The sequence below is a fragment of the Paracnuella aquatica genome, assembly GCF_003332885.2.
GTDB lineage: Bacteria > Bacteroidota > Bacteroidia > Chitinophagales > Chitinophagaceae > Flavisolibacter > Flavisolibacter aquaticus.
Genome location: NZ_QOWJ01000001.1, coordinates 301,248 through 319,301, shown reverse-complemented (window position 1 = coordinate 319,301; position 18,054 = coordinate 301,248). Strand labels below are relative to the sequence as shown.

Genomic DNA, 18,054 nt, shown 5'->3' with positions numbered 1-18,054 from the left:
TTTTATGCTGTGCAAAATAACGATTCCGCCTAAATGTGGTGCACACAAAAATGGTTGTTGTAGCTTGCAACACTTTTTTATGGAAACGGCTTTACAGGTAAATACTTCCAACCGGCAGATACTGAAAATTGCGGTGCCCATCAGCTTGGCGATGATGGTGCCCCAGGCCAATTTTATCATCAACAATATTTTCCTCGGTCACCTCAACGAGCAATCGTTGGCTACGGCCTCCATTACCGGTGTGTATTACCTCATTTTCGGGTCGGTTGGCTATGGCTTGAACAATGGCCTGCAGGCGCTGATTGCCCGCCGTGCCGGCGAAAACAAACCGGAAGAAATTGGCCGACTGTTTAGCCAGGGCGTGCTCATTTCCTTGCTCATTGCGTTATTCGGCATCCTTGTCACCTATTTTGTGGCGCCGCTTATTTTGCGGGCTTCCCTGCATTCGGAAGAAACCTACCGCATGTCGGTCGATTTTTTGCGCATCCGCATATGGGGTTTGCCGTTCTTATTTATTTACCAAATGCGCAACGCGTTGCTGGTAGGCACCAACCAAAGCCGGTTCCTGATTGCCGGCACCCTTGCCGAAGCCGCCGCCAATATCTTTTTCGATTACACACTCATTTTTGGCAAGCTGGGTTTTCCCAACCTGGGTTTCAATGGTGCCGCCTATGCTTCGGTGATCGCGGAGTTCACGGGCATGTTTGTTATTTATCTGGTGATCCAGGCCAAGGGCATCGGGCAACGATTCCAGTTGTTTCAAAGCTTTCGCTGGGATGCGGGACAGGCTAGGCTGATTGCGGGCATGTCAGGGCCGCTGGTTTTTCAGCACGCTATTTCCATCATCAGCTGGGTGTTTTTTTACATCCTAGTGGAGCACCATGGGCAAACCAGCCTCGCCGTTTCCAATACCATGCGCAATGTGTTTGGATTTTTTGGCGTGGCGGTTTGGGCTTTTGCGGCCACTTCCAACGCGATGGTGAGCAACGTGATTGGCCAGCAAAAACATGATGAAGTGCTGCCGCTGATTGGCAAGATTACTAAGCTGAGCGCAGGAACGGCACTGTCCATCTGCCTGTTGCTGAACCTTTTTCCGCAGCTGTTTTTAAGCATTTACGGCCAGGGACCAGACTTTATGGAAATGGCGATACCGGTATTGCGCCTGGTGTCTTCGGCGCTGGTGCTGATGGCATTTGGAACCGTGTGGCTGCAAGCTGTAACCGGTACCGGCAACAGCCGCATGACGTTTTTGATTGAGCTTGGTGCCATCATCGTTTATTGCAGCTATGTGTACCTAACCCTAGAAGTATATCAACTGCCCATTATTTGGGGTTGGGCTTCGGAGATATTGTATTGGTCGCTGATGTTTGGCCTTTCTTACACTTATTTGAAAAAGGGTAAGTGGCAGCAGAAAAAGATCTAAGATTTGCCATTGAGCCACGAAGGCAGAAAGACAGGAAGAAGCACAAAGGATTAAAACAATGTGAGACTAATACCGCGGCCGCAGATTAGTTGATGCTGCGCAGCAGTTCTTTGCCTTCTGCTTTTACACGGTTATCATCGCCGGTGCGGGTGGGTAGCGAAGCCAGTTGTTGCAACAGGGCTTTTGCTTTTGCTTCCTCGTTGTTGCGAATGTATGCTTTGGCCAACTCCAGGTGGTTGAGGGCAAATGCAGGCTCCAGGCTCTGGGCCTTTTCATAAGCACGGATGCTTTGCTGTGTTGATGCAGGCGGAAAACCACCATAAAAAACTTTAACCGCGGTGCGCTCCATCATATTGAGGCCGCTTACTTCAAAGTGCCATTTGCCCAACACATGCCAGGCACGGCCATGACCGGGATTGAGCTGCAAAGCTTTTTCCGCATTTTCTTTGATAGCTTTTACCGCGGCAATTTTTTCTTTTGTTGGACCCGCCAGTGCCAGGCGGCCCATAGCCACCGATAGTGCATAATATCCTTCCGCGCCTTTCGGCAACACTTTAATGGCTTGTTGCGCCAGACGTTGGGCCCGGGTATAATAAGCCATTTGTTTGGCTTTTGTGGGCTGCGCAATTCCGAGCCGGCTGTGCAACTCGCTGCTTTTCCAAAGGGCAAAATAGTTGGTTGGTTCCGCCTTCAACACCTGCGCCAGTTTGTCCAACGCCGCTGCCTCCTGGAACGCTGCTTCGAGTTTTACCGCTTCGGCAATTAACTGCTGTTGCTGGCTTTTTGCCGTAAAAAAACAAACCAGTAACAGTACCAACAATTTTGCTTTCATGCAATAGGATTAAAATGTTTGTGAATACCGCACCCCTACCGAACCGGTAAACCCGGTGATGGGCGGCGTCATTTTTTTGATGCTGATGGTTGCATCCAGAATTTGCGGAAACGCCTCCTTCAGCTGCGTGCAAATGATCATGGCGCAGGTTTCCAGTAATTGCTGCCGTTGTTCCATGACTGCTTTTACGATCTGGTACACGGCCACGTAATTTACGGTGTGCGCCAGTTTGGTGACCGGGTGCTCCTGCGGCAAAAACGAAACGGTCACGTCTACTTCAAATTCATTGCCCGCTTTTTCTTCTTCTTCGTACAAACCGTGGCCCGAAAAAAAACGCAGCGACCTTAATTCTATTGTCATAGATGCACCCATCGTGTTGGTATCAAAATTTTTGTGCCGGGATAATTAACGGGTTTGTTCTCATTAAAAAAATAAGCGGAGCATGGGCATCCGCTTATTTTATATAAAACCAATCGTTTGATAAACGATCCGTTTTTCTAAAACTTAATGAAAACCTTTTTCCGAAAGGTAACGTTCAGCATCCAGTGCAGCCATGCAACCGCTGCCTGCAGCCGTAATGGCCTGGCGGTAAATTTTATCCTGCACATCGCCGCAGGCAAACACGCCTTCCACATTGGTTTTAGCCGAACCTGGCACCGTGAGGATGTAGCCAGATTCGTCCATGTCGAGCATGCCCTGGAAAATGTCCGAGTTGGGTTTGTGCCCAATGGCTACGAAAAAACCACGCACCGGCACTTCTACGGTTTCACCGGTTTGGTTATTGCGGATGCGTACGCCTTCCACCAACTTATCGCCCAGCACTTCGTCGGTTTCGCTGTTCCAGTAGATCTTGATGTTGGCAGTGTTTTTAACCCGGTCCTGCATTACTTTGGAAGCCCGCATTTCATCGCGGCGTACAATCATATGTACGGTACTGCACAACTTTGAAAGGTACAAGGCTTCTTCTGCTGCGGTATCGCCGGCGCCTACAATAGCCACTTCTTTACCGCGGAAGAAAAATCCGTCGCAAACGGCGCAGGCGCTAACGCCATGGCCGTTCAGCCGCTGTTCGCTTTCAATACCCAGCCACTTGGCCGATGCACCGGTGGCAATGATGATGGCGTATGCTTCGATGATTTTCTCTTCGTCGATCCACACTTTGTACGGTTGCTCCGACAGGTCGACCTTGGTGGCCAAACCATACCGGATATCGGCACCCATGCGCTGGGCCTGCTTTTCGAAATGCACCATCAGCTCCGGTCCCTGCACGCCTTCCGGAAAGCCCGGATAGTTTTCCACTTCGGTGGTGATGGTAAGCTGACCACCTGGCTGAATGCCCTGGTACAACACCGGTTTCATGTTGGCCCGTGCTGCATAAACGGCAGCGGTATAACCGGCCGGTCCCGATCCTATGATGAGGCAATTAACCCTTTCTGATATATTTTGATCCATGCTGTATTCTTATGCGGTGCAAAGTTAGGTGGAAGTGGGGAAAAGTCGGAAGTCCGTGGTCGGAAGTCGGAAGAAAGACGACGCAGTTGCATTAGTTTAAACAAAACTTAAGTAGCGCTGGACATCACATGCTTGAAAGATCGTCGTCGGACTTCCGTCTTCCGTCTTCCAACTACTTCGGTACCACCACCGTTTTATACTGCACGCCATAGCCACCGAAATAACCCAGTGCGCCGCCGCTGATGTTGCCGAGCACTTTTACAGGCGTAGAAAAAGGATTGCCGACCGAATTGTAACCGTACTCCATGGTGCGCCAGAAATCGTAGGTGGCGCGGTCGATGTTGGCGAGTTTTAAGCTGATGGTATCGCCGCGTTTAAAGTAATAGTCTTCGTCGTTGCGTTCGATGTTGCGGTTAAAGCCGGGTTCCACTACCAGCTCGTAAGTGGAGCCGTCAATAATAAAATCATCGAAGACTGATGTAAACGGCGGTAGGTATGTTCCACTGTTCTTTTTGGTAAAATAGCGGATATAATCGCCAAAACCCGGGCGGTCTGTAGCCCGGATGTACAGCGATATTTCTTCGTCATCAACGGCATTGGGCACCGGTTTCCACCAAATCGAATCCAGCCTGCGGGTCGTATCCGGAATAGTGGTTTGGGCGGTGTATTCATTGCCGTCAGCAATTATTTTTAGCATATAGCCCGTCTTCAATGCACCTACAAAAGCCGTTGCCGGTTGCGCCGGGTCGTTGGTATAAAAAGTGAGCGAATAGCCATTGCCGGTGGGCACCGTAAATTCCTTGAGCCGGTGGGTCAATGTGCCATTGGAAACATACACTTCCGCATTGCGGACAAAACTTTGCGCCAGCAGCTCGGGACTGATCTGCGCAAAAAAGTTGGAAGACCGCGAAAGGACCACTACCGGCGCCTGCCCGTTCTCAATGGTTGCTTCCACCACCAGTTTTGGCTCGGCTTCTTCCAGGTCAAAGTCCACGGCTTTTTCGCAGCCGGTAACTACTATGAGCAAAAAAAGTGGAGCAAGAATTCGGCGCATAAGGGGTGAAATTACAAACAAAAGCCCCACAACATTTGTTGCAGGGCTTTCGGAAAAATATCGGGACGCTTATCCCAAATAAGCCTTCAGTGCATTGCTGTACCGGGCCTTTTGCAGGCGTTTGATGGCCCGCTCTTTAATCTGGCGGATGCGTTCTTTAGTAAGGTCATACTTCTGTCCAATCTGTTCGATGGTGGTGCCATTTTCGCCATCAAGGCCAAAATAGGCATTCACAATCTCCGCTTCGCGGGGGCTCAGCGATTTCAATACACGGCGAATTTCGGCACGCAATGAATCTTTCATCACGTCATCGTCGGTATCGTCGCTGCCTTCCAGCAAATCGCCCATCGCTACGTCTTCAGCTTCGTGCACGGGTGCATCCAGCGAAGTGTGGCGGGTATTGCTTTGGAAGATATTGTTGATCTCGGTTTCACTCATTTCCAGGATGTCGGCCAGTTCTTCAGTGCTTGGTTCCCGTTCGTGCTCCTGCTCAAAAGCCATGTAAGCTTTGTTGGCTTTGTTGTAGGTGCCGATCTTGTTTTGGGGCAGGCGCACCAGGCGGCCCTGCTCAGCCAAAGCCTGCAAAATGGACTGACGGATCCACCATACGGCATAAGAAATGAATTTAAAACCCTTGGTTTCATCGAAGCGTTGGGCAGCTTTGATCAGGCCCAGGTTGCCTTCGTTGATCAGATCGGAAAGCGAAAGACCCTGGTGCTGGTACTGCTTGGCAACCGATACCACAAAGCGAAGGTTCGCCTGTACCAGTTTGTCCAAAGCTCTTTGGTCACCCATTTTGATCCGCTGAGCCAGGGTGGTTTCCTCTTCGGGAGTGATCATCGGAATTTTCGAAATTTCCTGCAGATACTTCTCCACGGCCTGGGAATCCCTGTTCGTGATCTGGGTGGCAATTTTAAGCTGCCTCATAATAAAACGGAGTTGTTTATATTGTTAATCAGAATGAAATGTTGCGTGTGGCTGGAAACAAGCGCTAGAAAAACTGCTGTTCAAAAAAATCAGTCTGCAAAGGTAACATCTTTTACCCAAACTTTCTAATTCCATCAGCCATATAAAAGGCTACAAAAACTATACTATGCATTTTAATATATAACTATTAACACTCTTTCGTGTTAAAAACGTTCCATTTATCGTAAGACAAGTTTAGCGTGCAACTGGCTGCACGCTGTTTTTTTTGCTCAGGTAAATCCACAATCCGATACCGATAAAAATCAGGCAGGTGGAAATCACCTCGGCCTGTGTGGGCTGAAAACCCAAGAAATCCAGGCGGTTATTTACCCTGATTTTTTCAATGAAAAAGCGCTCCAGCCCGTTCAGGATCAGGTACAGAGCAAAAAGGGCACCGGGTGTTTTCAGCCTTTTGCGGAATACCCACAACACACCAAACAGCAACATGCAGGCTACCGTTTCGTAAAAAGGCGTAGGGTAATGACCCACCGGCAGTTGGGCACAGTAACGACCTTCGCAGCCCGGAATAGGTACGCCCACTTCGTTTACATTATGTGGATAATTATAGCTCCACACCCAGTCGGGCAACCAGCTAAAAGGGTTGGGATCTGTGTTTTCAATGCCCCAATCGCCATCGCCAGCTACCTGGCAGCCGATCCGGCCAATGGCATAGGCAATCATCAACGCCGGCGCCAGGCTATCGGCCAGGTGCCGCAGCGGGATTTTGTGTTTGCGTGCAAAAATGATGATGGCAATAGTGGCGCATATCAGGCCGCCGTAAAAAGTAAGACCGCCGCCCGACAGGATAAAATCCATGGGGCGTTTTAAAAATTCGCTCCAGTTTTCGAAAATATCGAACAGCTTGGCACCCAGCAGGCCAAAAACAAGTGCCAGCAGCGTGATCTCTCCTACCCGGTCCTGCGGCCAAAGGCGCACTTTTCGCTTTTCCGGTTTTTCCAGCCGTGTTTTTTGTTTTTCCCGCCATTTTAAAAAAGCAAAAACGCCGCCCAGCAGCAAGCCCAGCGGCCAGGAGCCGGCGCCGGAAAAGATATAAGCCTGCGGATCGGCAGTAATTTCAGGGCCCAGAAAAAACATCCCCAGGATTTTATATCCCAACACAAAACCCAGTAAAAAATTGAGCAGCAGATCGGTGGTGCTGGCCGGCTCGCCAACGGTTACCGTATCTTCTGTTGGCTGCAGCAGACCCAGCTTGCTTTTTCTTTTAAGCTCGGACGTAAGCAGTGCGGCCGCCACGAAAAAGGCGATGGCTACAAAAAAGCCAAAGGAGTTGATAAAGCGCAGGGGGCCAATTTCCAGTCCGAAAAGATCTTTAAAAGCGTAGTAAAGGTTGGGATACATGCAAAATACTGAGGTGAAAAAGGCGGTGTTGCGGAATATAAAAAGGCCTCTCCAGTACATGGAGAGGCCTCAAATTAAAGCAATTAATTGCAGTGTTGCTCAAATGCGCCAATAAGGTTGTGCGCAATCATTTGTGCTGAACGGCCTTCGATCATGTGGCGTTCTACAAAATGTACCAGTTGCCCGTCTTTAAACAAGGCAATGGCCGGTGAAGACGGTGGGTAAGGCAGCAGGTGCTGGCGAATGGCCTGGATGGCTTCCACATCAAAACCTGCAAACGAAGTCGTAAGGAAGTCGGGCTTTTTCTCGCTGTTGTGCACTGCCATCAGCACACCCGGGCGGGCCGTGCCGGCAGAGCAACCACAAACCGAGTTGATCATTACCAGCGTAGTGCCAGGCTTCGACAGTTGCGCCTCCACTTCATCGCGGTTTAATAATTCCTGGAAGCCGTATTCGGTTAGCTCCTCTTTCATTGGTTGTACGATCTCTATTGGATACATATATTATTTGTGTTTTTTGCATTGCAAAGGTAAGGAACTGTCATTATTGTGCTCAGCCCCAGCTAATTCATAACATTTTGTCACATTCGACAATAAAAAACTGCATAACTGTCATGTAAACCATCATTTTATGCAATGGTACGCTGTTTGAAAATAAGGATGCAAACAAGTAAACATCTAACAGAAAATACTATGACAACCTACAAATTAGCAAACCGGCCTTTTGAACAAAGTTTTAACAACATCCTCGATGACTTTTTTTATCCTGCACCGTCTTTATTTAAGAACGGCGCCAATGGAAACGGGCACAGCACCCCGGTAAACATCCGGAAGACGGAAAATGGTTACGAGTTGCAGTTGGTAGCTCCCGGTTTTGAGAAGGAAGCATTTCAAATTGATCTGGACAAAAACCTGCTCACCATTGCAGCAGCGCACAAAGCGGAAGAAGAAAAACAACAGGAAGGCTTCATCCGCACTGAGTTTCGCCAGCGTTCGTTCAAGCGTTCTTTTACATTGGATGAAACGATTGACGCGGAAAAGATTGAGGCCCGCTACTACAACGGAATTTTGATATTGAACTTGCCAAAAAAAGTGGAAATGAAAGAGCCTGTGAAGCAAATCGCAATACAATAACTTTTTCTCATAAGCAGTTGGTTTTGGTTTACGCCCCTTGTTTCCACGAGGGGCTTTTTATTTTAAAAAATACTGCCCGCTAATTCAAGCCGATGCAGTAAAGCCTACCGCTGCCTGTAACCTATTACCTGCATTGGGTTATTGGTAAAAGGTTAATGCCTAATATTGCAGGGCAATTTATTCGGTTCCAGCATGTTGAAAACAATACTTTTAGCGTCCATCTTCCTGTGTTTTGGCTACGTGGCCCAAGCGCAGGATGTAGATACCGTGCAGGTGCACCAGGATACCATGCAGGTGTACCACCCCGATTCTACCCTTCGGATCATCAACCTCAACCCGTACTTTACCATCCATGTTGATTCGAGCCTAAATTACCAGTTGCAGATCAACAAAAACCCGGAGCAGTACTTTTGGTACCTGCGCAATTCGCCGGTGGGTTTGCGGATCAACAAAGACAACGGCACGCTGAATTTCCGCGCCGACAAATCTTATTTTTTGTCGGGAAAACTGAAGTACGACGTCAATTATAAAGTAAATATTGGCGTGCAAAATCTGGTGAACCCTACCGAGAAAATTGACACGAGTTTTTCCATTGTTTTTTACAGCACCGAAATCATCCCTTCGCAGATCAAGCCTGCGGTGAGCGGCACCGTGTATGTTGATGAAGGCGAGGAAATCCGCTTCCGCGTGTTGTGTGAAAACGGCTCCTTTCCCATAGAAAACATCATCATGCTGCCTTCGGCTGCGATTTCCGATTATACCGATGTAAAAAAATGCGACGATGAATTTCGCTGGCGGCCGTCGTATGATTATGTAAAAGACAAAGACTCGGCTGGCGTTCGGGTGGTAACCCTGAGCTTTATCGGCACCACCCGTTTCCAAAGCCGCGATACTGCTACAGTACGGCTTATTATTCGAAATGCGCTGAACTACCCGCTGGCCAAGCAGGAGTACGACCAGGTGGTAAAAAACATCCAGACTTATATTCTACGCCTTAAGTACACCTTTCTGGTGTTGGACAAGCGTTTGAAGAAAACCAAAAACACCCGTACCGCGTTTGACCTCACTTCCACCACCACCTCGCTGACCGGGACCATTATGAGCACGGCTACCAACCCTGAAACCCAACGCACTGGTAAAATATTACCGAGTGTGGGTTTGGCCATGGTGCCCATCAAGGAAGCATCTGTGCCCAACAAAACCGTGGACCAAAACCAGGCGGCACAAATCCGCTCTTCCATTAAAAGGTTGGAATACCTGATCCCCGATAACATGCTGCTGGGCGAACGGGATTGGGACATTACCCGCAAAACCAACAAGCTGCGCGACGAACTGAAAGCCGTTCAGGTACAACTCATTGATGTGCCCATCGAAATCACCAACGACTTGTCGGAAGAAGAACTCAACCGCTACTTCAACAGCCCGAAAGTGAATAAAAAATACCGGTTGAAGACGAGGTAGACCGAAGTCAGAAGTCCGAGGTCGGAAGTCCAAAGAAATGACAAAGGGAATGAACAATCATTCCCTTTGTCATTTAAAAAATAGTCATTTACTACTCCCGACTTCCGACCTCGGACTTCCGACTCCAACCTACTCACATCCTTCCCGCCGGCGGGTGTCGATGAGGTACTGGATTTTCCAGGCGCCATTCAGTTTTACCAGTTGAAATGAATTGACGCCGCAATGGCTGAATTTATCGCCTAGGTAAAATTTGTAGGGCGTCCATACCGAAGCCATATTGCCGTCGATATGGATAGCGCCAAACTCGATTCGTTCGTCGTATACCTCGGTATGCGGAGTGCCAATTTGCCTGGCAAATGCTGCTACCGAATCGGTGCGCACCACGGTGGCACCTTCCCTTGTACGCCCAACCGATTGTAATATGGCGCCGGGAGCAAAGGCCTGCATCAGCAGCGCCGAGTCGCCTTTGCGCATGCCGTCAAACAGGCGGTTAACGGTGGCTTTTACCGCGTCTGTTTCGTTTTGTGCACCGGCGCTCAGGGTGCAAAATGTTAAGATTACCAGCAAATAACGCATACACATTTTATTAAGATTATTTGGCTAAAGTATTGCACCTCAAAGTAAAACAATCAGAAAATGAAGCGTTTCAATTTTTTATCGGTGGCAGTTATTGCTGTGTTGATGGTATTTGCCGTAGGCTGTACCACATTGCAGGAAGGCGCCGGCGGGTATTATGAAGATGCGCCCAGAAGCCGGGCATATCGGCAGGCACCCTACGGCAACAACGGCGTGATTGTGGTGGAGCGTGACCCATTTACCGGAAGATATTACCAGGTGAGCCCTTTTGGCAACTACGGTTCGCCTTATGATAATTATGGTTACGGGTACCCGGCCAACCCAAGGGTGTACAACCGGGGCGGCTATTACCGCGGCAACACCCGGCCTAGCGTGAACAACACACGCCCAAATGTAAACAACGGCGGCCGGCCAAGCCTGGGCAACAACGGCGTGATTACGCAACCGCAGCGTAAGGCCGAAGGCAGCCAGGACACTAAACGGGCCCGCGAAATTTTAAGGGGCGGCAACTAACAGATGCCAGCAACCGCTTTACAAAAAAACTCCCGCACCAGGCGGGAGTTTTTTATTTGATGTATCCTAAAATTTTCAGCATGCTTTGGGCGCTCTGCTCTTTGGCATAAACCCAATCTTCCAGCTTGCCGTTTTTGTCGTATTCAACAATAATATGCTTGGGCGACGGGATGAGACAGTGCTTGATACCGCCATAGCCGCTGATCTGGTCCTGGTAGGCGCCGGTATGGAAAAAGCCGACATATAGCGGCTCCTCGCCTACTGCCTTCGGTAAAAACACTTCGTTGATGTGTTCCTCCGAATCATAATAATCGTGGCTATCGCAGGTGATGCCGCCTAAAACGACTCGTTGGTACTCCTCATTCCATTTATTGATGGGCAGCATTAAAAACTTTTCGCCAATGCCCCAGGTATCGGGAAGCGTGGTAATGAACGACGAATCGATCATGTACCAGATCTCCCGTTCGTTCTGTGTTTTTTGGCCAATAACGCTGTAAATATGGGCCATGCTTTCGCCTACGGTGTACGAACCAAATTCGGTGAAAATATGCGGCATAGGCACCTTGTTGCGTTTGCACGCAGCTTTGATGTTGCCTACAATTTCGTTGATCATAAACTGGTAGTCGTACTCAAAACCCAGCGAGTGCTTAATGGGAAAGCCGCCGCCAATGTTGATCGAATCCAGTTCTGGACAGATCTTTTTCAACTGGCAATACAGGTTGATCACTTTGTTCAATTCCGACCAGTAGTAAATGTCGTCCTTGATGCCTTTGTTCAAAAAGATGTGCAGCATCTTCAGCTGGAACTTGTCTTCGTAGCCTTCGATATTGTCTACGTAAAATTCCAGGATGTCTTTTGCACGGATGCCCAGGCGGGAGGTGTAGAAAGGAAAAGTCGGCTCTTCTTCGGCCGCCACGCGGATGCCCACTTTAAAAGGCACTTTCACCGACCGGCGATACGCCTGCAATTCCTCTTTGTTGTCCAAAACAGGAATCACGTTTTTAAAGCCACCATTTATGAGCTGCGCAATGCGGCGGGTATAGCCTTTTTGCTTAAACCCGTTGCAAATAATATGAATGTCCTTGGTGATCTTGCGCTTTTCATAGAGGTTTTTGATGATCTCGATGTCGTAGGCGTAAGATGTTTCCAGGTGTATATCGTGCTTCAGTGCTTCCTGAACGATAAAGGAGAAGTGCGAACTTTTAGTACAATAACTATAAAAATACTCGCCTTCGTATTTGTGCTTTTTAAAAGCGTTGGCAAACATCTGCTTGGCTTTGTTGATCTGCATGCCGATCTTGGGCAGATACGTCAACTTCATGGGCGTGCCATACTTGTCGATCAAAGCTTTGATGTCGAGGCCATTGAATTGCAAATACCCGCTCTTGAGCTCCAGGCCTTCCTGCGGAAAATTGAAGGTTTGTTCAACGAGGCCTAAGTAAGTATTGTTCATTGAGGAAAAATGGGTAGTTCAGTGAACAGAAATTAGTTGTGCAAAAGTAAAAGTTACACCATACAAAAAAGAAGCCGCTCCACAAAAATGCGGAACGGCTTATATGAGTTGTGCACTAAATGTTCATTACTTAACCTGTGCCACCAGCGCTTTGAACGACTCGGGGTTGTTCATCGCCAGATCGGCCAGCACCTTACGGTCCAGGGTAATGCCTTTTTGATTCAGCAGGTTGATGAACTGAGAGTAAGTCAGTCCTTCTGCACGTACAGCGGCATTGATACGGGCAATCCAAAGGGCACGGTATTCACGCTTTTTCAGTTTGCGGCCTACATAGCTGTAGGTCATACCTTTTTCTACAACGTTTTTGGCAACGGTGTAAACATTTTTACGCTTGCCATAAAAACCTTTGGCTTGCTTTAAGATTCTTTTGCGGCGGGCCCTGGAGGCAACCGCGTTTACGGAACGAGGCATATGGAAATAAGTTTAAAGTTCAGAGTAATAAGTTCAAAGTCGTTTTCTGCTGCTGGCGAAAAGCCGGCAGTTTACTTCAGGCGCAGCAAGCGCATTACAAAATCCTGGTGCGACTGGGCTACAACGCCGTCGATGCGCATTCCACGCTTACGCTTGGTTGATTTTTTGGTGAGGATGTGACGTTTGAACGACTTTTGGTGGGTGATCTTTCCGGTACCGGTCACCTTAAAGCGCTTCTTGGCGCTGGAGTTTGTTTTAACCTTAGGCATTGCAAAATGCGGTTTGTGTTGATCCTTTGAGGCGCTTTCCACAGGGAAAGACTTATGGAGCCACTTCAGGAAATGCCCACCCTTTTTTAAAAGATGGGCCGCAAAAGTAGGAAATAAAACGCAATGGGCGAAAATGCAAATCGCTTTAATGGCCCTTATTTATCAAATTTATCCCAAAACCGGTGCTGCAGGTGCCCGCAGCAGTTCTTCCGAAGCCGGTGCCGCCGCTTTTTTAGCAGCGCGGTGGGTAAAAAGGGAAGCCAGCAGCGCAATGGTCATGAGGATGGTGGGTATAATACCAATGACGGTAAAGATCCATGTGGGCAGTGTGGTGGCTACAATCCTGAGGATATTGAAATACACCCGCCCGCTAAACCGCTGGTTGCCCCGAACATGCCGCAGCACCTGCCTTGCCAAAAAGTAAGCCTGTGTGCCCACGGTGCCGCCAAACAGCACCAGGCCATAATGGTAAAATGCAAACACCGCTTTTCCATCGCGGATGGTAACAAATGCATTGTAGCTGTTGTGGCCAATATGCATGACCATGAAACACATGAGCACGACTGCGGGCCACAGCAGCAAGCCGGCAAAAAACCCCCGAACCCGGTCTGGCCGGCATTTTCGTTTGACCCAGGTAAGTGTGATGGTGATGATGATGGAAGAAATGATGGCCGTTGGTCCGGAAAAGACCTCGAAAAAATGTTGCAGTGTCATGGTTTAATTCGTTAGTGTTTGGGTGATTAGTTTCAAGCAGTTGCTTCTTGCAGCGTCAGCATGTCCAGGTCATAATCGGCGCTTTCCCTTTTGCGTACCGCAAAAAGGGCCGCCACCGAAATGCCCACTACCACGTACATGATTGCGGCCAGCGGTGTAAGCCACAGCAGCGGGAAAAGCACCAGTGCAATAATGCCTGCAGGTTGCAATATTTCTCTTTTGCTGGTTGCAGCATCGCTTAAAAAACGAAGCATTCCGCGGTACATATAAATACCGGCATTGCCCAGCACCAGCGGCATCAGGTACAACGCGTATAAATAAAAGCGCAGCGAAAACTTGCCGGTAAAATCAGAATCAACGGCGTGAAAACTGATTTCAGCGAGGTGCGTAAACATGCAGGAAATAAGCATCACCGGGCCCAGGAAAACCAGCGGCATCAGAGCCACCCGCAATCCTTTGCCACCGCTTTTTATGGCAAAAATGGTAGCCCCAATGGTCCATGCAAGGGTGATGATGATGGTGACGAGGTCGATGTATTTGAAAAAGAACTCTTTCATATGTTTTGGTTGTGTAATGACTTGAAGGAGGGATTTTTAAGATGCAACCGCGGCAGCGGCAACTTTTTTTGTGATGGGTGTCGCCACGCTGTCCGCCGTTTTTTTAACCACGAAATATGCTGCTACTAAATGTATAAGCACCGCCTGCACCGGCAGCGAGCCAATAAACGTGAACGGAATGGTGGGCACCGATACCAGCACCAGCCAGCCGCAGGCCGCCAGCCTTTGCTGCCGATATATTGTAGCAACTAAATAGTCAGGCCTGGAAAGTTGCAACAGCCGCAGGCTAATATATAGCAGCACGCCGGCCATCAGCAGCAGCGAGTAAAATCGAAAATCGTATTGAAAACTGCCCGCAGCCATTTTGCGGCTGGCCGCAATGCCTACGCCAACCAGGTGCATTGCCATATGCACGGCAACTGCCACCGGGCCAAACAACACAAAAAACAGCGGAACGGCACGAACCCGGCTTGCAGCCTTTTTGTACCAGGCTACGGCTAACACGGCAGCCAAAACCACCGATACACCCATTGCCACCAGGTCCATTAAACGGGAAAGCGCATCGTTCATTTTTTTGTGTTGAGTACCTCAAAAATGAACAATGCGCCTCCAATTTGAAAGCAGCTAATGGTTGAACTGCGCTTTTTGCTACATGGATTGTAAAAGCGCCCTAATTATTTTGCAAAAAGCAGGCACACTGGCTTGGGTACCGATACTTCGATACCGGTGTGGGTTAATTTTCCCGTAGCTGCGTTGCGGCTAAACACAACAATATTGTTGCTTTCCTGGTTAGCTGCCAGCAAAAATTTTCCATCAGGCGTTAAGGTAAAATTGCGCGGCGAACGGCCGCCACTGGGCGTAGCGCCCACCCAAACAAGCTTTCCACTGGGTCCAATAATGAATTGCGCAATGTTGTTGGCGTCTCCCCGGTTTGATGCGTAGAGGTGCTTACCGTCCGGCGACACATGAATATCGGCGCTGCCGATGGTGCCCGCATAACCTTTCGGGTGGCTGCTGATGCGTTGCAACAGTTTCATGTTGCCATTGTCGAAAGCATACACTGCAACTGTGCCCGTCAACTCTTCGATGAGGTAGGCATATTTGCCAGTGGGATGCAGGTCCACGTGGCGCGGACCGCCACCGGCCGCGGCTTTCACGAACGGCGCTGGAGCCGGCTTAATCGCAGCGGAATCGGCTGCAATAAATTCATACACGTTCAATTTATCGGTGCCCAGGTCCGGCACCAGCAGGTGTTTTCCGTCCTGCGTAAACTTTGTCATGTGCACGTGCGGCTTTTCCTGCCGTTCGCGGTTGGGGCCGGTGCCGCTATGTTGTACCAACTGCGTAAAAGGCTGCATCGAACCATTTTCTTTTAAAGGCAAAACAGAAAAATTGCCACCGCTATAGTTGCCAGCCACAGCCCATTTTCCGCTGGGGTGCACCGCCACATAACAAGGGTGATCGCCTCCTGTGACGGCTTTATTGATCAAAGACAGATTTCCGTTTGGGCCAACTGCAAAAGCACTAATGGCGCCGGGTTGTGCGCCACCGGTTTCGTTTACGGCATACAAAAAACTACCGCTTGGCGCCAACGCCAGGTATGACGGGTTGTCGACAGTGCCGCTATCGGTAGCGGCAACAGGAGTTAGTGCACCGGTTGCCGTGTTGAATTGATACGTGTAAATGCCCTTGCTGCCGGAACCTGTATAAGTGCCTACAAACAGGGTTAAATTTTGTGCAAACAAACTACAGCTAATTAATAAACTGCAAAACAGCAACAAACAACGCATATAATAAAGTATGTAAATGAAAGGTAGATGTTTTGACGGCAAGACGGGTAACAATAGGTGCTACGCACGGGGCGCTTCTTCGTCCAATTCAATGCCAATCTTCCGCATCAGCACCGAAGCATTGAGGTTTGAGCATATGCCCGTTTTTAATTTATAGTCAAAATACAGTTCCTCGCCGGCAACCTGCACATCAAAGTGGTAGTTTTCGACGCTTTGCGGGTATTGTTGTTCCAGTGCGGCCAGTTCCACATCGTGGGTGGCCAGCACGGCTACGCTTTCCTCGCGAATCAGTTGCTGGATCAGTGCCTTGGAACCCGTGTGGCGGTCCAACGAATTGGTGCCGCGTAAAATTTCGTCTAACAACACCAGCACCGGCCGATTTTCCCGCACTGCTTCAATGATCACTTTTAGTTTTTTCAGTTCAGCGTAAAACGTGGATGTATTTTCCGCCAGGTTATCGGCAATGCGCATGGACGAAAGCAGTTGCACCGGCGACAGTAGCAGCGAACGGGCACACACCACGGCACCCATTTGCGCCAGCACCACAGCCACACCCAACGAACGCAAAAAAGTGCTTTTACCCGCCATATTCGAACCCGTGATGAGGGCAATCTTGCCCGTTCCTTTCAGTTCGAAGTCCGAAGTTATCCGCTGGTCTTCGGGTAAAAGCGGGTGCCCCACACCGGTAGCCTCAAAATAGAAATAGGGCGTAGTAAATTGCGGCTGCACCCAAGTCGGTTTATTGAACCGCAATACAGCAAGGCTGTTCAACACTTCGGCTTGCGTGATGGCCCAGAACCAATTCGACACTGCATTTTTATTGCCCATACGCCAGCGATGCAGCGCCATCATTTGCCGCACATCCCACAACAGGAACGCGTTCAGGAAAATAAAAAGAAACACATTCAGCCGCAGGTCGAACCGGTTGAGAATGGACTTGAGCCCGTGTATTTCTTTTGATGCAGTGCTATTGGCGTTCGTTATACTTTCCTGTAGCTGTTGCAACAAACTGCTTTTAAACGTCGGCTTTTCCAGACATTGCAAAATGCCGGCAAGGCTCTCCATTTCGGCCACCACTCCCGACAACTGCATCGAAGTGGCGGTGGCTTTTTTACCCAACGCAAACGAAGTGATGATGAATAAAAACAGCATGGCGGAAAAAAGCGCACCGGGAATAAGGTCGAAAATGGCCGCAGCAGCTATGCCGCAGGCAAATAAAGTATAGACCGGCACCACCCATTTCCAGGCCGGGTGTGTAAACGATTCGTCTTTTTGCGCCAGCCAACGTTCGAGGCGCAACTGCGTGTTGGTAGTGATGGGCGAAAGTGCTGCAATGGCCTGCAGTTCCTGTCGCCATTGAAGTTGCGGTGCCCACTCCTCCACGGCTTGCTGGCGCAGCAAAATTTCATCAACGGGCAGGGGCTCCAACAAGTTATTGGCCAGCAATGCATTGCCCTGCTCGCTACTGCACCGGTTGATGTATTGATAAAGCGAATAAGTACCAAACAGGTCGAGGTCGGCGGCATAATCGTGCACCTGCGGTGCAAACTGGCTGCCCGTTGGCCGGTGGTTGAACTGGCCCGAAAGGATTTTTAATTCCTCCTCATTAATGTGGAGCAGCTGTTTTACAAAATTGAGTTTGCGGTTGTTATTGGCATCCACCGACACGACCCATAAAAAAAGGGCAATGCCGCCCAACACCACTACCCAGGCCCATGCGCCGGCCGCCATAAACAACTGGTAAGCACCAATAGCCGTACCGGCAAGGGTAAGCAGGCGCAGCCATCCCAGCCGGTTGTGCTTTTGTTGCAAAAGGTGCAGTGTTGCTGCATGCCGCGCTTTTTCGGCGGCATAAACGGACGCTGGATCTTGGGCCATACCGGGCGAAGATAAGTGCTAAGTTTTTTGCGCCCCTGCCGGCTCAACTCATTTTCGTGCGGCATTCACCTGTGGTGAACGGCCAGCGCAATATTTCTCCACATCGCTGCTGCCCTACCGGGCCCGGCTTATTTTCGCAGCTTAAACCTGCGT

General features: G+C 49.4%; 20 protein-coding genes. 4 read left to right on the top strand and 16 right to left on the bottom strand.

Going from position 1 to position 18,054, the window contains the following annotated elements:
• The first annotated feature begins 79 nt into the window (after positions 1-79).
• Entirely contained in the window at positions 80-1,423 is a 1,344-nt protein-coding gene (locus tag DRJ53_RS01400; protein ID WP_162303781.1) for an MATE family efflux transporter, read from the top strand.
• An 85-nt stretch (positions 1,424-1,508) separates the two neighbouring features.
• Here the strand turns inward: DRJ53_RS01400 and DRJ53_RS01395 are convergent, their stop codons facing one another.
• The 7 genes from DRJ53_RS01395 to DRJ53_RS01365 form a co-directional block, all read right to left on the bottom strand.
• Positions 1,509-2,255: a tetratricopeptide repeat protein gene (locus tag DRJ53_RS01395; RefSeq protein WP_114233792.1), complete on the bottom strand. Its 747-nt coding sequence runs from the start codon at positions 2,253-2,255 to the stop codon at positions 1,509-1,511.
• A 9-nt stretch (positions 2,256-2,264) separates the two neighbouring features.
• Complete coding sequence (gene folB / locus DRJ53_RS01390) at positions 2,265-2,615, bottom strand: dihydroneopterin aldolase (RefSeq protein ID WP_162303780.1); 351 nt, start codon at positions 2,613-2,615, stop codon at positions 2,265-2,267.
• A gap of 144 nt (positions 2,616-2,759) precedes the next feature.
• Positions 2,760-3,707 carry a thioredoxin-disulfide reductase gene (gene trxB / locus DRJ53_RS01385; RefSeq protein WP_114233790.1) on the bottom strand — a complete coding sequence of 316 codons (948 nt, stop codon included), beginning with the start codon at positions 3,705-3,707 and terminating at the stop codon, positions 2,760-2,762.
• Positions 3,708-3,879: 172 nt separating this feature from the next.
• Entirely contained in the window at positions 3,880-4,761 is an 882-nt protein-coding gene (locus DRJ53_RS01380) for a DUF4249 domain-containing protein (protein WP_114233789.1), read from the bottom strand.
• A 69-nt stretch (positions 4,762-4,830) separates the two neighbouring features.
• Positions 4,831-5,688: a sigma-70 family RNA polymerase sigma factor gene (locus DRJ53_RS01375; protein ID WP_073041057.1), complete on the bottom strand. Its 858-nt coding sequence runs from the start codon at positions 5,686-5,688 to the stop codon at positions 4,831-4,833.
• Positions 5,689-5,922: 234 nt separating this feature from the next.
• Positions 5,923-7,086, bottom strand: coding sequence for a prolipoprotein diacylglyceryl transferase (locus tag DRJ53_RS01370; RefSeq protein WP_114233788.1), 1,164 nt, complete (start codon positions 7,084-7,086; stop codon positions 5,923-5,925).
• 83 nt (positions 7,087-7,169) lie between these two features.
• On the bottom strand, positions 7,170-7,586 hold the full coding sequence (locus DRJ53_RS01365) for a BrxA/BrxB family bacilliredoxin (protein ID WP_114233787.1): 417 nt from the start codon (positions 7,584-7,586) through the stop codon (positions 7,170-7,172).
• Between the two features lie 192 nt (positions 7,587-7,778).
• On the opposite strand from DRJ53_RS01365, the gene DRJ53_RS01360 reads away from it, so the two are divergent.
• Both DRJ53_RS01360 and DRJ53_RS01355 read left to right on the top strand, forming a co-directional pair.
• The gene (locus tag DRJ53_RS01360; RefSeq protein ID WP_114234406.1) at positions 7,779-8,219 is read left to right on the top strand and encodes an Hsp20/alpha crystallin family protein; all 441 of its coding nucleotides are present in this window, start codon (positions 7,779-7,781) and stop codon (positions 8,217-8,219) included.
• A gap of 192 nt (positions 8,220-8,411) precedes the next feature.
• Positions 8,412-9,680, top strand: coding sequence for a hypothetical protein (locus DRJ53_RS01355; RefSeq protein ID WP_114233786.1), 1,269 nt, complete (start codon positions 8,412-8,414; stop codon positions 9,678-9,680).
• 129 nt (positions 9,681-9,809) lie between these two features.
• Here DRJ53_RS01355 and DRJ53_RS01350 read toward each other — a convergent pair whose 3' ends face one another.
• The gene (locus tag DRJ53_RS01350; protein WP_241558417.1) at positions 9,810-10,256 is read right to left on the bottom strand and encodes a nuclear transport factor 2 family protein; all 447 of its coding nucleotides are present in this window, start codon (positions 10,254-10,256) and stop codon (positions 9,810-9,812) included.
• A gap of 60 nt (positions 10,257-10,316) precedes the next feature.
• On the opposite strand from DRJ53_RS01350, the gene DRJ53_RS01345 reads away from it, so the two are divergent.
• Positions 10,317-10,769, top strand: a complete 453-nt coding sequence (locus DRJ53_RS01345; protein ID WP_114233784.1) for a hypothetical protein — start codon at positions 10,317-10,319, stop codon at positions 10,767-10,769.
• Positions 10,770-10,821: 52 nt separating this feature from the next.
• On the opposite strand, the gene DRJ53_RS01340 is transcribed toward DRJ53_RS01345, so the two are convergent.
• The 8 genes from DRJ53_RS01340 to DRJ53_RS01305 all read right to left on the bottom strand — a co-directional run bounded on the left by DRJ53_RS01340 (position 10,822) and on the right by DRJ53_RS01305 (position 17,901).
• Complete coding sequence (locus tag DRJ53_RS01340; protein ID WP_114233783.1) at positions 10,822-12,222, bottom strand: type III PLP-dependent enzyme domain-containing protein; 1,401 nt, start codon at positions 12,220-12,222, stop codon at positions 10,822-10,824.
• A 126-nt stretch (positions 12,223-12,348) separates the two neighbouring features.
• Positions 12,349-12,693, bottom strand: coding sequence for a 50S ribosomal protein L20 (gene rplT, locus DRJ53_RS01335; RefSeq protein ID WP_114233782.1), 345 nt, complete (start codon positions 12,691-12,693; stop codon positions 12,349-12,351).
• 71 nt (positions 12,694-12,764) lie between these two features.
• Positions 12,765-12,962 (bottom strand): 50S ribosomal protein L35, encoded by a 198-nt coding sequence (rpmI, locus tag DRJ53_RS01330; RefSeq protein ID WP_114233781.1) that lies wholly within the window; start codon positions 12,960-12,962, stop codon positions 12,765-12,767.
• 168 nt (positions 12,963-13,130) lie between these two features.
• On the bottom strand, positions 13,131-13,676 hold the full coding sequence (locus DRJ53_RS01325; RefSeq protein ID WP_114233780.1) for a hypothetical protein: 546 nt from the start codon (positions 13,674-13,676) through the stop codon (positions 13,131-13,133).
• A gap of 32 nt (positions 13,677-13,708) precedes the next feature.
• Positions 13,709-14,233: a hypothetical protein gene (locus DRJ53_RS01320; RefSeq protein WP_114233779.1), complete on the bottom strand. Its 525-nt coding sequence runs from the start codon at positions 14,231-14,233 to the stop codon at positions 13,709-13,711.
• A 36-nt stretch (positions 14,234-14,269) separates the two neighbouring features.
• Positions 14,270-14,803 carry a hypothetical protein gene (locus tag DRJ53_RS01315; RefSeq protein WP_114233778.1) on the bottom strand — a complete coding sequence of 178 codons (534 nt, stop codon included), beginning with the start codon at positions 14,801-14,803 and terminating at the stop codon, positions 14,270-14,272.
• A 104-nt stretch (positions 14,804-14,907) separates the two neighbouring features.
• Complete coding sequence (locus DRJ53_RS01310; protein ID WP_162303779.1) at positions 14,908-15,978, bottom strand: lactonase family protein; 1,071 nt, start codon at positions 15,976-15,978, stop codon at positions 14,908-14,910.
• Between the two features lie 105 nt (positions 15,979-16,083).
• Entirely contained in the window at positions 16,084-17,901 is a 1,818-nt protein-coding gene (locus DRJ53_RS01305; RefSeq protein ID WP_114233776.1) for a MutS-related protein, read from the bottom strand.
• Between the last annotated feature and the right edge of the window lie 153 nt (positions 17,902-18,054).

What these genes read in the sequence shown, in the direction of transcription:
- DRJ53_RS01400 (WP_162303781.1), top strand. Translation starts at nt 80, where the DNA reads ATGGAAACGGCTTTACAGGTAAATACTTCCAACCGGCAGATACTGAAA.
- DRJ53_RS01395 (WP_114233792.1), bottom strand. Translation starts at nt 2,255, where the DNA reads ATGAAAGCAAAATTGTTGGTACTGTTACTGGTTTGTTTTTTTACGGCA.
- folB (WP_162303780.1), bottom strand. Translation starts at nt 2,615, where the DNA reads ATGACAATAGAATTAAGGTCGCTGCGTTTTTTTTCGGGCCACGGTTTG.
- trxB (WP_114233790.1), bottom strand. Translation starts at nt 3,707, where the DNA reads ATGGATCAAAATATATCAGAAAGGGTTAATTGCCTCATCATAGGATCG.
- DRJ53_RS01380 (WP_114233789.1), bottom strand. Translation starts at nt 4,761, where the DNA reads ATGCGCCGAATTCTTGCTCCACTTTTTTTGCTCATAGTAGTTACCGGC.
- DRJ53_RS01375 (WP_073041057.1), bottom strand. Translation starts at nt 5,688, where the DNA reads ATGAGGCAGCTTAAAATTGCCACCCAGATCACGAACAGGGATTCCCAG.
- DRJ53_RS01370 (WP_114233788.1), bottom strand. Translation starts at nt 7,086, where the DNA reads ATGTATCCCAACCTTTACTACGCTTTTAAAGATCTTTTCGGACTGGAA.
- DRJ53_RS01365 (WP_114233787.1), bottom strand. Translation starts at nt 7,586, where the DNA reads ATGTATCCAATAGAGATCGTACAACCAATGAAAGAGGAGCTAACCGAA.
- DRJ53_RS01360 (WP_114234406.1), top strand. Translation starts at nt 7,779, where the DNA reads ATGACAACCTACAAATTAGCAAACCGGCCTTTTGAACAAAGTTTTAAC.
- DRJ53_RS01355 (WP_114233786.1), top strand. Translation starts at nt 8,412, where the DNA reads ATGTTGAAAACAATACTTTTAGCGTCCATCTTCCTGTGTTTTGGCTAC.
- DRJ53_RS01350 (WP_241558417.1), bottom strand. Translation starts at nt 10,256, where the DNA reads ATGCGTTATTTGCTGGTAATCTTAACATTTTGCACCCTGAGCGCCGGT.
- DRJ53_RS01345 (WP_114233784.1), top strand. Translation starts at nt 10,317, where the DNA reads ATGAAGCGTTTCAATTTTTTATCGGTGGCAGTTATTGCTGTGTTGATG.
- DRJ53_RS01340 (WP_114233783.1), bottom strand. Translation starts at nt 12,222, where the DNA reads ATGAACAATACTTACTTAGGCCTCGTTGAACAAACCTTCAATTTTCCG.
- rplT (WP_114233782.1), bottom strand. Translation starts at nt 12,693, where the DNA reads ATGCCTCGTTCCGTAAACGCGGTTGCCTCCAGGGCCCGCCGCAAAAGA.
- rpmI (WP_114233781.1), bottom strand. Translation starts at nt 12,962, where the DNA reads ATGCCTAAGGTTAAAACAAACTCCAGCGCCAAGAAGCGCTTTAAGGTG.
- DRJ53_RS01325 (WP_114233780.1), bottom strand. Translation starts at nt 13,676, where the DNA reads ATGACACTGCAACATTTTTTCGAGGTCTTTTCCGGACCAACGGCCATC.
- DRJ53_RS01320 (WP_114233779.1), bottom strand. Translation starts at nt 14,233, where the DNA reads ATGAAAGAGTTCTTTTTCAAATACATCGACCTCGTCACCATCATCATC.
- DRJ53_RS01315 (WP_114233778.1), bottom strand. Translation starts at nt 14,803, where the DNA reads ATGAACGATGCGCTTTCCCGTTTAATGGACCTGGTGGCAATGGGTGTA.
- DRJ53_RS01305 (WP_114233776.1), bottom strand. Translation starts at nt 17,901, where the DNA reads ATGGCCCAAGATCCAGCGTCCGTTTATGCCGCCGAAAAAGCGCGGCAT.